Here is a 15,016-nt window from a genome sequence, read left to right on the forward strand (position 1 = left end):
CTCATTTGGTTCCTTACGCTAAGCGAAAGCTTACTAGTTTCATTTCAGTCATTTCTTCCACCGCATATTTTATTCCTTCTCTACCTGTTCCACTTTCCTTCACGCCTCCATATGGCATATGATCTACTCTAAATGTTGGGAAATCATTAATCATCACACCACCAACATGCAGCTTTTTCGCAGCCTGAAACGCTCTTTGCAAGTCATTTGTAAACACACCTGCTTGTAACCCATATTTAGATTGATTCACCCAATCAAGTGCAGTATCAAATGAAGCAAACTCATTAATATGAACGACCGGGGCAAAGGCTTCCTCACAAGAAACTTTATCATCCAACCTTGTATTTAATAATATAGTTGGTTGCAGTACACCCTCTTCTTCTCTTCCTCCATATGCTAACTCAGCACCATTCCTTATCGCTTCATCAATCCATGCTGAAGCCCTCACTGTATCGTCTTCAGATATCAAAGCTGATACATCTGTTCGGTCATCGAGGGGGTTTCCTAAATTAAGCTTTTTGGTTTCAGCAACAAAGGCTTTCACAAAAGAAGCAAAAACATTTTGATGAACGAAGACTCTTTGTACGGAAATACACACTTGACCTTGAAAATTATAAGCTCCAGCAACAATCCGAGGTACGATTCTTTCAATATTTGTATGTTCATCAACAACAACAGCTGAATTGGATCCTAATTCAAGCGTCACCCTTTTTAAACCAGCATTTTCTTTAATTGATTTTCCAACTGCAGGCGAGCCCGTAAAAGTAATCATCGCAATTCGTTCATCACTGGTGAAAACATCGCCAATTATACTCCCGCTCCCTGTAACAACATTGAGCGCACCTGCTGGAAGACCTGCCTCTTGAAACATTTCGGCGATTTTATAGGCTGATAGCGGAGTTTGACTTGCTGGTTTAAGCACAACAGCATTTCCAGCTGCAATTGCAGGACCAACTTTATGAGCAACAAGATTCATAGGGAAATTGAAAGGGGTAATCGCAGCAATAACTCCAAGTGGTTCGCGAACAGTGTAAGCCACCCTTCCCTCTCCTCCTGGAGCCGCATCCATAGGGATTGTTTCACCTTGGATATTCCTTGCTTCTTGAGCGGCAAATCGATAGGTCATAATGGTCCGCTCTACTTCTGCTAATGCCGCTTTTATCGGTTTTGCTGCTTCTTTTGCAATGATCTCAGCACAATTTTGTCTTTGCGCCTTTAATTGTTCAACAACAGATTCTAAAATCTCTGCTCTTTGATAAGCAGGCATTTCTCTCATTTTTTTCGCCGCTTCATTTGCTGATTCTATCGCCTCTTCTACTTCATTTGATGAAGCTTGAGCGATTTCTGCTATTACCTCTTGGTTATAAGGACTTTTTAGTGCTTTTAACGTTTGCGTATTTTTATGTTTTCCGTTAATCCATAATAATTGCTGCATCTAAATTGCCTCCTACTAATCTTTTAATATTGTTTGTTTATCTATTATTTACCCTACTGCAACCAACAACTAACCTAAGCAACTATCTATTTACTCTTCAACCATGCCACACCATGAAACAATGGAGAGGGCAATTACCTCAGCAGCCTCAAATACATCATCTAAAAAAATATATTCATTAGCATCATGAGCAGAAGCTGTGACACCTGGACCAATGACAACAACCGGTGTATGACCAACGTTTGATAAGATGCCTCCGTCCGTTCCCCACGGAGAGGCTTCAATGATTGCTTCTTTATTTGTCACCCTTTCAAAAGCTTTACCGACAGTAGTGATTAATGGATGATCACTTTCTAGATTCCCCGGTTGCCACCTGCCTCCAAACCATTCAATACTTGGTATATTTTCTGATAGCCATCCATCTTTCACACACACCTCATCAATGGCCGCTTCTAATTCTTTTTCTACGTCTTCCATTCTCTCATGAGGAGCTACACCGATCCTGCCCTCAATTATAGCTATATCCGGTACAGAAGATGGCCAATCTCCACTCTTAATTTTGCCAATATTCACTGGCACAGGGATGGGTATATTTTCATATAAAGGATCGTCAATTCTCGCATTTCGCACTCTCTCTAGCTGCTGAAGTCCTTCTATGACTAACATCGATTTTTCAATGGCATTGATTCCTTCATATCTGGTGCCACCATGTGCTGATTTACCTTTCACAGATACACGAAACCACATTGACCCTTGTTGCTTTGGAAATACTTTCATATTAGTAGGCTCTGGTATGATTGCGCCGTCCGCTTGGTAACCTCTTAAAACAGCTGCTAATGTTCCTGCTCCTCCACTTTCTTCTTCTATCACACTTTGAAAGATAACATCACCTTTCAGTTTAATATTTGAAGCAATAATCGCTTCTAAAGCGAGTAGTAATGCGGCTGTTCCACCTTTCATATCTGTTGTACCTCTACCGTACATTTTACCTTCTTGGATATGCCCACTAAACGGATCATCTGTCCAGTCATTTATATCCCCTTCTGGTACAACATCAATATGACCATTTAAAATGATTGATTTGCCGTCTCCTTTGCCCTTTAGAACAGCCACTACATTTGGATTACCACTATAATCCTTTCTATCAGAACAATAAGCAGGATGTTTAAGCAGCTCTTCATCTCCAATTTCCCATATATCGAGGGCAAGCCCTAATTTACGGCATTTTTCAATAATAATTGCTTGTGCACTACTCTCGTTTCCACGCGTACTTTTTTCTTGAACAAGCCTTTGTAAAAAACGTGTACCCCTCGCTCGATTTTCATTTAACCAGTCTTTGAGTTTTAAATCTTCATTCATCGAAGCCCCACTCCTTTAAAGATATCGTCGATGGTGAAAAAGGTTAAATCATGTGGAAAAAGTGCTTTCTTTTCAGTTATTCGCTAATGCTAAGTATTTTCCTTTGCCCTATGAAAAAATAATCTTGTCATGGAGTGACACAGTTGCATCAGTAAGTTGTAATACTTCATCAATAGTATGAGGTTTAAAGACCTCATGAAGAACTAATCCACGATTTTTCTCAACCGAAAAAACTGCCATATCTGTAATAACCATATTGACACAAGCAGTTGAGGTTAAAGGAAGACTACATTTTTGCACAATTTTCGATTGACCGTGTTTATCCGTTTGATTCATGACGACGATCACTTTTTTCGCTTTTTGGGCTAGCTCCATTGCCCCCCCCATCCCCGGTACCTTTTTACCCGGGACAATCCAATTAGCTAAATCACCGGTTTCACTCACTTGTAATGATCCTAAAATGGTTAAATCCACCTTACCCCTACGAATCATGCCAAAAGCGAGCGCGCTATCAAAATAAGAACCACCTGTAACTAAAGAAACAGGAAATCCACCGGCATTGCATAAGTTTTCATCTTCTTCGCCATGGATGGGGCTCGGTCCCATCCCAATAATGCCATTCTCGGCATGAAACATGACGGCAAAATCTCTAGGGAGATGATTAGGTACTAATGAGGGTATACCTATGCCGAGATTCACAACCATTCCAGATTTGATTTCTGCAGCTGCTCTTTTGGCCATACGATTACGCTTTTCTATTGCCAAGCCCATTTCCAGTCAACCCCCTCAGATTGGATGATATAATCAACAAATACACCAGGCGTAATTATTTCTTCTGCCTGTAAACTTCCAACTGGAACAATTTCTTCTACTTCAGCAATGGTAATGTCTCCTGCCATCGCACAAAGGGGATTCGTATTTCTTGCACTTTTATCAAAAATGAGATTACCAAATGTATCTGCTTTCTTAGCATAAACGATACTAATATCCGCTGTTAACGCCGTTTCAACCATATAGCGCTTTTCAGCGATTTCACAAAAAACCTTGCCCTTTTGTACGATATCATTATCGATTGCAATATCTGATAAAATCCCTGGTAACCCCATACCGCCAGCTCTGATACGCTCTGCCAGTATCCCTTGTGGAGAAAATTCAACCGCCATCCTCCCATCTGTCATTAATTGGCCTGCAATCGGATTAGAGCCGATATGAGAAGTAATTATATGGGACACACGGCCGAGGCTAACGATTTTTCCAATACCAATATGAGGAAACCCAGTATCGTTACCAATAAGCTTTAACTGTGAGACCCCTTTTTGCTTAATCGCTTCAATCAGTGTCGGCGGTGATCCTACCCCACCAAAACCACCATACATTAATGTCATACCGTCAAAAAATAAGTGATCCACTTCTTCAATAGATGAAACTTTATTGAGTGCCTGTTTCACTCTTCATCACCTTCTAACTTTAACTCGACTTCTTTTAAATAAAAGTTCGTAAATTGTTGTAAGGTTTCTTGCAAGCGTTGAATTAAGTCATCCATTTCTTTAAAAGTAATATTCAAAGGGGGGGCAATCATAACTGCATCTCCATTCACACCGTCTGAACCTGCTCCAGCAGGATAAACAAGTAACCCATGATGTTGAGCAATACTAATCATACTTTCGGTTACTTTCATCGCCCTAGGGAATGGCTTCTTTTCTACAAAGTTCTGGACAAACTCTATCCCCAGCATTAAACCTCTTCCCCTTATATCCCCGATAAATGAAAAACTTTTTTGTAGCTGTAATAACTTTGCTTTTAAATATTCACCTTTTTTCTTTACTTCAGGTATAATTTTATTCTTTTCTAAATATTCTATGACAGCGAGTGAAACGGCACAGGCTTGAGGGTTAGCACTCAAAGTATGCCCTCCCATAATGGTCTTAGAACCTGAGACAATCGGTTCCATCACATGATCACCGACTAAAGTAGCAGCAATCGGCGTGTATCCCGCCCCCATCCCTTTACCTAATGTAACGATATCTGGTTCAACACCCCACTGCTCACAAGCGAGCATTGTACCTGTGCGTCCAAATCCCGTCATTACTTCATCCGCAATAAATAAGATTTGATGGCGCTCACAAATCTCTTTAATAATCTTGTAATAATCTTGCGGTGGAGTGATAGCTGCCCCCGATGCCCCAATGATCGGCTCCGCTATAAAAGCAGCAATATGCTCACTCCCTATCCTTCTAATCATATTATCTAACTCATTTGCACAGAGGTAACCACACTCAGGAGCTTCTTTATTGTACGGACACCTGTAACAATAAGGAGGTTGAATTACTGGAAAATCTTCTAATAGGGGAATAAACCGCGCTCTTCTCCCAGTATGCCCTGACATAGAAAGTGCACCTAAAGTGATTCCGTGATAACTCATCCATCTAGATAAAACCTTTGTCTTGGTCATCACACCTTTTTCTTGCCAATATTGAATACTAATTTTCATGGCAGTTTCTGTTGCTTCCGACCCGCTATTGACAAAGAAACACCAATTCAACTCTGGGAAGGATAAACTTGCTATTTTCTTGGCTAACCTTTCTGCTGGCTCACTTGTGAACTGTGAGCGATATACAAAAGATACTCGCTTAGCCTGTTCTGTCATTGCATCAATAATTTCCTGAACTCCATGACCGATATTTGCCGTAATCGCTCCAGATGAAGCATCGAGATATTCCTTCCCCTCACTATCGTACAAATATACACCCTTGCCATAATCAATCATTGGATACTCTGCATCTATTACAGGTTTGATTAAATATGTGCGGTCCATCCCCATCCCCCTTACTAATCGAGCATTTAAACGTACATAAAGAAAACCCGCTAAAACCTACCAATAACATGTGAGGTAAACGAGCAATGAAGTATTATTATTTTTTTGGAGCGGGCGAATCAGATTGATTTATGTTTTTATTTCAATTGTATGTTTGAGAAATGTAAAACTTTCTTAAAGATTTAAAAGAATATTTTAGTTGCCATTGTTATGAATTGAATGAGGGATTTGACGGAGGCTCTAAGTGTGAAGTCAGCTTGATTTGTGTATTAATGACTTAACGAATAAAAAAACAGTATACCCAATTACATGAGTACACTGTTTCCCTATCTATTCACCTACAAAAATCTCCACATCTTCTTTTTCCGCTTTAATGGTAGCATACGACCCAAACGGAATCGTCGCTGCTTGATTTGTATGTCCAAAGTCAATATTGGCAATAATTGGAACACCGCTAATTTCCTTTTTCGATTCAATCATTTTCTTTAAGAAATAATCTGTAACCTGTGATTCCTTTTGAAATCTCCCGATAAGTATCGCTTTTATCTCATTCGCATCTTTTTGCTGTAGCAAAGATTGCAGCCCCCGTTCAAAAAGAAAGGGATGTGATTCTTCATTATCCTCTATAAAGATAATCGCACCTTTCAATGAAGGCATATATTCTGTCCCTTGTAATGACGTTAATGTTGATAAATTTCCACCTATTAATTTTCCGCTTGCCTCTCCTTCTTGAAGAACAGGATAGCCTTCGGATGCTATATACTGCTTTTCATCTTGCTCCAGATGCCATGGATCATCACTCCATTTATCCGAAGGTTCAATTTCATACATGCCATCAGTCGTTACTGCTTGAAGGAAGCTATTGAGTGTATATTCAAACCCATATTTTATACCAAAATCAGCAAAGAAAGGGCCGGAGTATGTAATTAAGCCCGTTTTATGATGAATGGCAGCTAGCAATGCTGTTATATCACTATACCCACAAAAAACCTTTGGGTTGTTCTTGATTAATGAATAATCAATTGATTTTAATAATTGATTGGTATTATAACCGCCTATACCAGCTATAATCGCTTTAACATTCGGGTCACGAAACGCATCATGTATATCTGCCACTCTTTGCTCAATACTTGTACTAAAAAAATCATCATGTTCGAGGACATATTGACCATATGTTATTTTAAATCCTAAATTAGCTAACCGTTCTTCTGCTAATCTTCTTTGTTCACCCTTTATGACAGCCATACTTCTTGAAGGAGCAATGATTCTGATTTCATCTCCTGATTGTAATCTCTTTGGAAACATCTATGTACACATCCACTTTTTTCTTTCTATTTTACCGTAATTTTCATCTAATTTCGACAAGATAAATGAAATCTTGTTTATAATCACTCAACGATTTTCCACTTGTTATTCACTGACAAATATGTTGATAAAAAAAAGAGAGACTCCTAAAAGCCCCTCCTTATTCTTTATTATTACCAGTTACCACACCAGCTAGCACCGATGATTACTAACAAGATAAATAATACTACAATTAACGCAAAGCCACCGAATGCTCCATTTCCACAACCACCGTATCCACCTACTGGATAGCTATAATAAGGTTGAACTTGTTGAGCACAAGGATCGCATCCATATCCGTAATTCATAATCATTCCACTCCTCTTTTTGTTTTAGGCATTTTCAAAATCATCATATGACATAGGTTCTTGTCCTGCATGTGTTTTTGCCCAATTTTTTTAGAATGTCAGTTTTTTTCTTTTTCCTCTAGACGTAAAGCGTTTTCATCTCATACAATTTAATTACAAGATAAATTGGGTAATCTAAAATTGTCATATTTAAAGGAGTACAAAGAATGAAAAGAAAATCACTCCTCCTATGTTCCATGTTATGTATTGGATTTATATTTTTATTTCAATTCTTTCAAGAACCTAAAGTGGAGGGAGATCAATCAGTAGAGAATTTTTATGAAAAAGTAGGAAGCGAAAAAACAATTAACTATTTAATCATCGGTGATAGTATTGGTAGAGGATCAGGGGCATCAGAGCCAAATAAAAGATGGTTTCAAATATGGGAAAATAAAATGAAAGATACATATGATGTTGATTTTAAACGTCATATGGTTGTACAAAGCGGAAGCACTGCTTTTGAAGGGTTAAATAAGCTGAACGCCACTCCGCACCTAGGAAGCATCGATTTAACTTTTATTGTGTTCGGGGAAAATGACCGAAAATATATGAATGAAAAGCAGTTTGCCCAATTTTATGAAGGACTTCTTAGGCAAGTAAAGAAAGATTATCCTGATACAGAAATATATACATTAACAGAATCACCTTTAGATAATGAATTATTCATTCAAAAGATCACAGATATCTCAGCCCATTATTTAGCTAAAAATATTGATTTACGACCTGTATTTAGTGAATCAACTTATTCTGCCTTTGAATTAACGACAGACCTTGTACATCCAAACGATAGAGGCTATCAACTTTATGCCGAAGCGATTTTTCAAGAAACACAAAATTTGATGAATCAGGATACGCAAATAGCTGTACTAGCTGCTCCTCTTCATGATGACGTAAATATCGCCTTACAACAATCTTCTGCCTACACACATGCCAGTCATCCATATAAAGGTATTTACTGGTATAGTGAAGATGCTGGAGAAACAATCAAATTTTCCTTCTCTGGAACTTTTCTCGGGATGAAAGTGAAGAGTCACCCTGCAGGAGGCATGCTCGATATTTATATTGACGGTCAGCCTGTACGAACATTATCAACGTGGTGGCCTTTAGAAAAAGAAAGACATCTATATATATCAAGCGGTTTAGAGAAAGGTATTCATCAAGTTACATTTACTGTGTCCAAGCAAAAATCCATCTTTAATGACTCAGGTAAAGCGGAAATATTTCTTTCAACGATCATTACCGAGGGTACGAACTAGACCGTTTTTCAAAATAAGTGAATGAGCTCTCCTTCCTTTACACACATTAACAAAAAAAGACAGGGAGAGTTTTTCTCATGTATCGATGTTTAGTATTACTCGTTTTCATAGCCTTCATATATTCCAATCATGTGCTTGCCTCTTTTGCTCCAACAGCGGCAGAATTACAAGAACAAGACTACATTCTTGAACAACTCAACCATATCTTAGATGAACCCCATATTACGAGTAAGGAAGAATCAGTTAAACTTGCTCATCAACTTTTCGAAAGTTTAAATGAAGAACAAAAAGAAGAGATGATCCTTCCACTAAATAAGGCAATTGCACATAAATGGTCTAATCTACCTATTAATCAAGCAAGTAGAAATGGCGTTCCCTTGTCTGAACTAAATACACAAAGTTTTATACTCGCCATGTTATTACTTCAAGCAAATCTCAGTCCACTTGGCTTTGAGCATATGACAGAAATCATTAAAGCTGATTACTTTTTATCAACAACAATCAAGAACCCTCCATTTAAATGGGGGGCACAAGAATATTATATCTCTATACATGGAAACCCTTCCTATACAAAACCTTGGATGATTCAACTAACAGGGCATCATCTTGCAGAGAATATTTTCATTAACCGTTCAAAAACGACGATTACCCCTGAGTTTACGGGGACGCAACCTCGTATTTTTCAAATAAATAATCGTACGTATCATCCAATGAATGCAAAAGTAAATGCTGTCCATGCACTCTTACTATCTTTATGTAATGAGCAAAAACAGCAAAGTAAACTTAATGATGAGTTTAACGACATTTTACTAGGCCCCGGAAATGACCAATCGTTTCCCACTCAAGAAGGTTTACTTATAAAAAATCTAAATACAGAGCAACAAATACAAGTAAAACACATGATTGAGGAATGGGTCGCTCATGCACCTTATGAAGCAAGAAAGGCATTGCTACACACGTATTTATCTCAGGAACAACTTCAGAAAACGACGATTGCTTGGGCTGGTTCAACTTCAATCAAGCGACCGGGTAGCTACTTTCGTATTGATGGACCGCAAATTTGGATAGAAATCTATAGTAAAGAGGGCGTTGCCAATAAAAAACAAGCACATGTACATTCTATATGGCGCGATAAATTAAATGATTATGGGGGGATATTGAAGTAAATAACATCAGTCTAATTTTTCTGTATCTTACCTGTTATAATCCTGGCTCCTTCAATGACAGTTTCAACTAGCTCTTCTTCTTCATAATCATCAATACGAACAGACGGGATGGTAATAGATATACTTGCTAAAATTTCATTTTGAGGATTAAATATCGGTGCACTATATGAAATCGCACCTTTCACTCTTTCACCATTGCTTTTGGCATATCCTCTTTGTTGAATAGATTGTAGCTCCTCATATAAGACATCTTTATCAATAATCGTCGTACTTGAAAGAGGTTCGAATTGGATTTTTGCTAAATACTCTCTTTGGATGTCTGCTGGGAAATAAGCCAATAATATTTTTGCTGAAGCGCCTGCATATAGTGGTGATTCTTGTCCCACCGTAATCATTGTTTGTAGTTGATGACTGCTTGCGATAAAATCTATACACTTTCTTTTTTCGTTTTCAATCACATTTAAACTAATGCACTCTTCTATTTTCACCCACATTTCTTTCATTACCGGGGCGGCTATGTTTAAAAAACTTGAGTTTTTTTCTACTAAATGACCTAAAAACAATAACTCTAATCCTAACTGATATCTTTTTGTTTCTTCATTTTTATGTAATAAGCCTTCATAAACAAGGGTAGAAAGCAATCTTTGCAAACTAGGTTTAGATAGACCCGTACGTTTATGTAATTCTGTTAATGACAAAGTTTTATGCTCATAAGAAAAAGATCGTAGAATTTGTAATGCTTTATGTAAGGTTTGCATCGAATAGTTCTTTTTAAACATTTGATCATTCATGGATGCATCCATCACCTCTTAAATAATATTTACTTTACAATAAATTTACCATTTTCAAAACCTTTCCACAAGCGGAAAAAGATTTCTTGGGAAATGAAAAGAAGGATTCAACTAAAGTGAATCCCCCTTGGTCTAAATACACTTATATTAAGCTTCTTCAGCAAATAATTTCAGATAACGCCCATAGCCTTCTTTCTCCATATCTTCATATGGTATGAATTTTAAAGAGGCTGAATTAATACAATATCTTAATCCATTCTCACCTGGCCCATCATTAAACACATGACCTAAGTGAGAATCAGCTTCCTTACTACGAACCTCTGTTCGAACCATATTGTGACTGTGGTCTTCTTTTTCTAATACTTCTTTCTCTTCTATTGGTTTGGTAAAACTTGGCCAACCACAGCCTGCATCATACTTTTCGGTTGAACTAAATAACGCCTTACCTGAGACGATGTCAACATAAATTCCCTTTCTAAATTCATCCCAGTATTCATTTCTAAATGGCGGTTCCGTACCATTATTTTGTGTGACATAAAATTGCATCTCATTTAATTTATTCTTCAAATCTTTTTTCTCACTCATCTTTTTTCTCACCCCAATTTTGTTTAATAAACCCTGCTCTACCTGAGCCTTGATGGTAAGCCTGGTAATGAGTTGGATTTTTCTTATAATAATGTTGATGATACTCTTCTGCAGGATAGAAAGCTTTTGCTGGTAATATCTTTGTCACGATTGGATCTTTAAAGGGCCCCTCTTTCTCCAATTTTTCTTTTGAAGCTTCGGCCAATTGTTTCTGCTGTTCATTATAATAAAAAATAGCCGTCTGATAAGATTGGCCCCGATCGTAAAATTGACCACCAGTATCGGTTGGATCAATTTGTTGCCAATACAGTTCAAGTAATCTTTCATACGGGAAAATCGTTGGATCAAACGTGATTTGCACCGCTTCATAATGACCAGTCGTTTCCGAGCAAACCTCTTCATAAGTTGGATTTTCTTTATCACCGCCGGTATAACCAGATATTACCGCTTTAATGCCCGGTAACTCATCAAATGGTTTAACCATACACCAAAAACAACCACCGGCAAATGTCGCTTTTTCCTCATTATTATTCGCCATCTTGTCACACCTCATTTTTATTTTCCTTAGCTCTTAAAGAAATAGCTTGTAACACTAAGATAAAGAAAAGTGGATGTAGATGCAAATAAACAACCTTCAATTTCTACTTATGGTCTCCGAAACCCTCTTCTCTATAATTTTTTAGCGCATTAAACATTTCGATGAATACAATAATGAAAAATCATAAGTAAGGAGGTTGGCTTAACTAATGGTGCAGCAATCATCTTCAGAGCAAAAGGTCTTACAAAAAATGTCGTCACCTGCCAATCAACTACTGAATCAGAACTTAGATGCATTAGGCTATATCCAATTCTTTCATCTCTCTTCAAGTAGCAAAATGATAGATATCTTTATAAATGGTGTCAAGATATACAAACAAATTTCTTATAAACAATTGACTAATAAACTTGCATTACCTGCCTCTAGTTACCATATTGATATTTATCCAACTGACGTCATGGTCTCATCTTTACTTAGTAGAAAAATTGAAGTCCTCCCCGAAACATTGCATAATATCGCACTCTCAGGTGAAGCAAATGACATGAAATATACTGATACACCAACTAGTATCGCTATACCAAATTCACTCAATGCAAAATTTATTCATCTGGTAGCTGATGGTCCATCATTCAAACCGGTAATATTAGCACCCAAAAGTGAGGAATTGCCACTCATACAATACAAGCAATCGAGTAAATGGATGAATCTTTCGCCTAGTATGCTTCAAGGCTGTATTTACGGTTACCCTTATAGAGATTATCTCACATCGTTTCGCTTTCCCCTACAGCCTCAAAAGCAACATCTTATCTATATCTTTGGTTCTGTGACAGGAGATCCACCATTAGAACTAATGGTACTTATTCAATAACTGCCAGAACTTTTCTTATTCGTTCATATAAAAACCTGTAGCTGGTATATTACTCAATAAGAGTACTCGCTACAGGTTAATGCTTACTTTACCGGTACTAATAAAGTAAAGTCAATATCATCTTCTTCTAAATTGAATTCATTCACTTTTACTTTTATATCACTTTTTAAATCCATTTCTGTTAACGCTACATAGATTTTCTCTTCATTTGGTTGGATGACTACCCAATCTGGTGTTTTATAATGATTATTAATTAGTTTGAGTAAGAAGGAGATCGGTAAATCCATTTGGCCAATAGATAAATCCTTTTGTTCCAATACAACATCCCCGTTTGGTAATACAGAGGGTTCAAAAGACATTCTTAAACGCAACTGTTGACTGAATACCGGTAAGGTGCCGTATAAATTCACTTCATCATCCAACCTTACTTCATAGTCCAGTCCTCCGTCTAAAATTTCTTCCTCTAAGTAATGATTAATTAATAGGTTTAAATCATTTTTATTTGTTGATATATGAAATGGAGCGTAATCCGCCTCATTTAATTGCACACTTTCATAAGGGTCATCCTTCGCTGGAATACTAACCATAATAAATAAAATAAGCGCAAATAGAATGATTATACCCAGTAGCCCTAAGAAAAGCACTTTCCATTTATTCCCCTTCAATGAAGCTCCCCCTTAATTCTCTTTATTTTCAATGACAGACTTAATTCCTATTTGATCTAAAACTTGATAAATTCTCCCTGCCATTAATTCATATCCTCGATCATTAGGATGGAAATGATCTGTGAATAGTAGATTTTCTTCACTCGTTTCAAAAATATCATCTACATTTACAAAATACATGTTCTCATACTCACCTAGTACTTGTTGGCTGGCTATATTCCACTGACGCATGATCAAACTTAGCTCTTTAATGCTTGAAAACCATTCTAAAAAAGGGTTATATAATCCCACTAATAATACTGTACTCTTCGGATTATATTCGCGAATGGTATGTAGAATTGTATTTAAATTATCTTCAAAAACATCTTGTTCTTTTTCAAAAGCAGCTACATTTAATTTGGTAAAATTAGATCTGACTACCTTCATAATATCATTGCCACCAATAGTAATAATAACGAGATCCGATTCTGTTACCGCATTTTTTACTTTGTCCATATTAAGCCGTTCTAATAATTGGTTTGACCGATTCCCTTTTACACCATAATTAATAAAACTTGTATAATTAATCGACCGATGTTCCTCTAAGAGCTTCTCTAAATAGGGTATATACCCACCACTTTCAGTCGTGTCGCCTACACCTTGGGTCAATGAATCACCTATTGATACGACATTTAAATCAATGGGGAAAAATTCTGCAGGAATATCTTGTTTAGTTAAATCCTCCATTTGTTTTGCTTCAGCGGCCTCATTATCGCTTGTCATCGCATTGGTATTACAACCCGCCAATAGAACCATGATTGATAGTAATAAGGTGAATATTCTTTTCAATTCTTTCTCACCTCTTTATTAAAGTATGTTTCATTATATCATGTTGTGGTAATCACATAAAAAAGTGTGATTACTTAATAATATTAAATTATACTCTTTTAACCACTATTAAACTTAAATGAAGAGAATAATTTAAATAAAATACCATCTATGGGTACAGAAGAAACAATTTATCACTTGATACTCTTATGAAATGAAGTTAAAAGCAACACTTAAAGAGGTAAATATATTAGCACAAAAAAGAAGCAAGACCAAGCTTTGAGTTTACACTTTAGGCTTGGTCTTGCTTCTAAGATCTGTTGAATGAAATTATTGAATTTTTTTTATATCGGCAATGATTTCTTCATAAGGAACATCGGATACACCATCATAATCCTTCATAACCACACCATTTTGATCGACTAAATAAATTGAAGTCTGATGAATGACTTGATCATCATTCTTTGGTTTTTTTACTAATGACTTGAAAGAATCAACAGCAAAGCTTTCAATCTCTTCTTGGGTATAGCCCGTTAAAAAATGCCAGTTTGAAAAGTCTATTTCATAGTTGTTCGCAAAATCTTTTAATGCCTCAGGACTGTCCACAGTTGGATCAACACTAAAAGAAACAAACTCTACATTTTCAATCCCTTCTTCTTTAACCTTATCTTGCAATTGACTCATATTATATGTCATTGGTGGACAGACCGTTTCACAGCTAGTAAAAATAAAATCAGCTATCCATACTTTCCCCTCTAAATCACTTAAACCTACAGCCTGATTGTCTTGATTAGTATAATTAAAATCTCCCACATCATAGTTTAGTGCATTTTCTATACCACTTTGGCCACAAGCGGCTAGAATAATTGTAAAAAGACCAATAACCGCGGCTAATTTTTTCAACACTTTCACCTGCTTTTATGTATTTATCAATTCAACATTAATGTACCAAACGAAATTGTTTGAATGAAGAAAAAAGTATGACATCTATGTGAACAAAGGAAAATAATGCAAATACCTCTTCTAATAATCGAATAGAA

At 36.8% G+C, this 15,016-nt stretch carries 16 protein-coding genes; 3 read left to right on the forward strand and 13 right to left on the reverse strand.

Annotated elements, in window-relative coordinates; all coding sequences use genetic code 11:
- Positions 1 to 13 precede the first annotated feature (13 nt).
- From U9M49_RS06600 to U9M49_RS06630, 7 genes are all read right to left on the reverse strand, one after another.
- A complete protein-coding gene (locus U9M49_RS06600) occupies positions 14 to 1,435 on the reverse strand; it encodes an aldehyde dehydrogenase family protein (RefSeq protein ID WP_322909525.1) in 1,422 nt (473 codons plus the stop codon).
- A gap of 90 nt (positions 1,436 to 1,525) precedes the next feature.
- A complete protein-coding gene (locus tag U9M49_RS06605; protein ID WP_095372880.1) occupies positions 1,526 to 2,794 on the reverse strand; it encodes a peptidase in 1,269 nt (422 codons plus the stop codon).
- Positions 2,795 to 2,902: 108 nt separating this feature from the next.
- Positions 2,903 to 3,565 carry a 3-oxoacid CoA-transferase subunit B gene (locus U9M49_RS06610; RefSeq protein WP_095372879.1) on the reverse strand — a complete coding sequence of 221 codons (663 nt, stop codon included), beginning with the start codon at positions 3,563 to 3,565 and terminating at the stop codon, positions 2,903 to 2,905.
- Positions 3,550 to 4,242, reverse strand: coding sequence for a CoA transferase subunit A (locus tag U9M49_RS06615; RefSeq protein ID WP_095372878.1), 693 nt, complete (start codon positions 4,240 to 4,242; stop codon positions 3,550 to 3,552). Before U9M49_RS06615 ends, U9M49_RS06610 begins: the two co-directional genes overlap by 16 nt.
- On the reverse strand, positions 4,239 to 5,609 hold the full coding sequence (locus U9M49_RS06620) for an aspartate aminotransferase family protein (RefSeq protein ID WP_307313243.1): 1,371 nt from the start codon (positions 5,607 to 5,609) through the stop codon (positions 4,239 to 4,241). Before U9M49_RS06620 ends, U9M49_RS06615 begins: the two co-directional genes overlap by 4 nt.
- Before the next feature lie 330 nt (positions 5,610 to 5,939).
- Positions 5,940 to 6,914, reverse strand: a complete 975-nt coding sequence (locus U9M49_RS06625; protein WP_322909526.1) for a S66 peptidase family protein — start codon at positions 6,912 to 6,914, stop codon at positions 5,940 to 5,942.
- Between the two features lie 173 nt (positions 6,915 to 7,087).
- Positions 7,088 to 7,261, reverse strand: a complete 174-nt coding sequence (locus tag U9M49_RS06630; RefSeq protein ID WP_095372875.1) for a YjcZ family sporulation protein — start codon at positions 7,259 to 7,261, stop codon at positions 7,088 to 7,090.
- A 206-nt stretch (positions 7,262 to 7,467) separates the two neighbouring features.
- On the opposite strand from U9M49_RS06630, the gene U9M49_RS06635 reads away from it, so the two are divergent.
- The gene (locus U9M49_RS06635; RefSeq protein ID WP_322909527.1) at positions 7,468 to 8,556 is read left to right on the forward strand and encodes a GDSL-type esterase/lipase family protein; all 1,089 of its coding nucleotides are present in this window, start codon (positions 7,468 to 7,470) and stop codon (positions 8,554 to 8,556) included.
- Positions 8,557 to 8,633: 77 nt separating this feature from the next.
- Entirely contained in the window at positions 8,634 to 9,722 is a 1,089-nt protein-coding gene (locus U9M49_RS06640) for a DUF3500 domain-containing protein (protein WP_307313234.1), read from the forward strand.
- Between the two features lie 11 nt (positions 9,723 to 9,733).
- Here the strand turns inward: U9M49_RS06640 and U9M49_RS06645 are convergent, their stop codons facing one another.
- The 3 genes from U9M49_RS06645 to msrA form a co-directional block, all read right to left on the reverse strand.
- Positions 9,734 to 10,513, reverse strand: a complete 780-nt coding sequence (locus U9M49_RS06645) for an IclR family transcriptional regulator (RefSeq protein ID WP_180316955.1) — start codon at positions 10,511 to 10,513, stop codon at positions 9,734 to 9,736.
- A 147-nt stretch (positions 10,514 to 10,660) separates the two neighbouring features.
- Entirely contained in the window at positions 10,661 to 11,098 is a 438-nt protein-coding gene (gene msrB / locus U9M49_RS06650; protein ID WP_095372872.1) for a peptide-methionine (R)-S-oxide reductase MsrB, read from the reverse strand.
- Positions 11,091 to 11,636, reverse strand: a complete 546-nt coding sequence (gene msrA / locus U9M49_RS06655) for a peptide-methionine (S)-S-oxide reductase MsrA (protein ID WP_095372871.1) — start codon at positions 11,634 to 11,636, stop codon at positions 11,091 to 11,093. The genes msrB and msrA overlap by 8 nt, the downstream gene beginning before the upstream one ends.
- Before the next feature lie 208 nt (positions 11,637 to 11,844).
- Between msrA and U9M49_RS06660 the strand changes: the two genes are divergently transcribed.
- Complete coding sequence (locus tag U9M49_RS06660; protein WP_307313227.1) at positions 11,845 to 12,504, forward strand: DUF4397 domain-containing protein; 660 nt, start codon at positions 11,845 to 11,847, stop codon at positions 12,502 to 12,504.
- 83 nt (positions 12,505 to 12,587) lie between these two features.
- Here U9M49_RS06660 and U9M49_RS06665 read toward each other — a convergent pair whose 3' ends face one another.
- From U9M49_RS06665 to U9M49_RS06675, 3 genes are all read right to left on the reverse strand, one after another.
- Positions 12,588 to 13,169 carry a YpmS family protein gene (locus tag U9M49_RS06665; RefSeq protein ID WP_095372869.1) on the reverse strand — a complete coding sequence of 194 codons (582 nt, stop codon included), beginning with the start codon at positions 13,167 to 13,169 and terminating at the stop codon, positions 12,588 to 12,590.
- 12 nt (positions 13,170 to 13,181) lie between these two features.
- Positions 13,182 to 13,997 carry an SGNH/GDSL hydrolase family protein gene (locus U9M49_RS06670; protein ID WP_233435227.1) on the reverse strand — a complete coding sequence of 272 codons (816 nt, stop codon included), beginning with the start codon at positions 13,995 to 13,997 and terminating at the stop codon, positions 13,182 to 13,184.
- Positions 13,998 to 14,306: 309 nt separating this feature from the next.
- Positions 14,307 to 14,888, reverse strand: coding sequence for an SCO family protein (locus tag U9M49_RS06675; RefSeq protein WP_370873261.1), 582 nt, complete (start codon positions 14,886 to 14,888; stop codon positions 14,307 to 14,309).
- Positions 14,889 to 15,016: the final 128 nt, after the last annotated feature.

It is taken from the genome of Cytobacillus sp. OWB-43 (genome assembly GCF_034651445.1).
In the GTDB taxonomy this organism is placed as follows: domain Bacteria; phylum Bacillota; class Bacilli; order Bacillales; family Cytobacillaceae; genus Cytobacillus; species Cytobacillus kochii.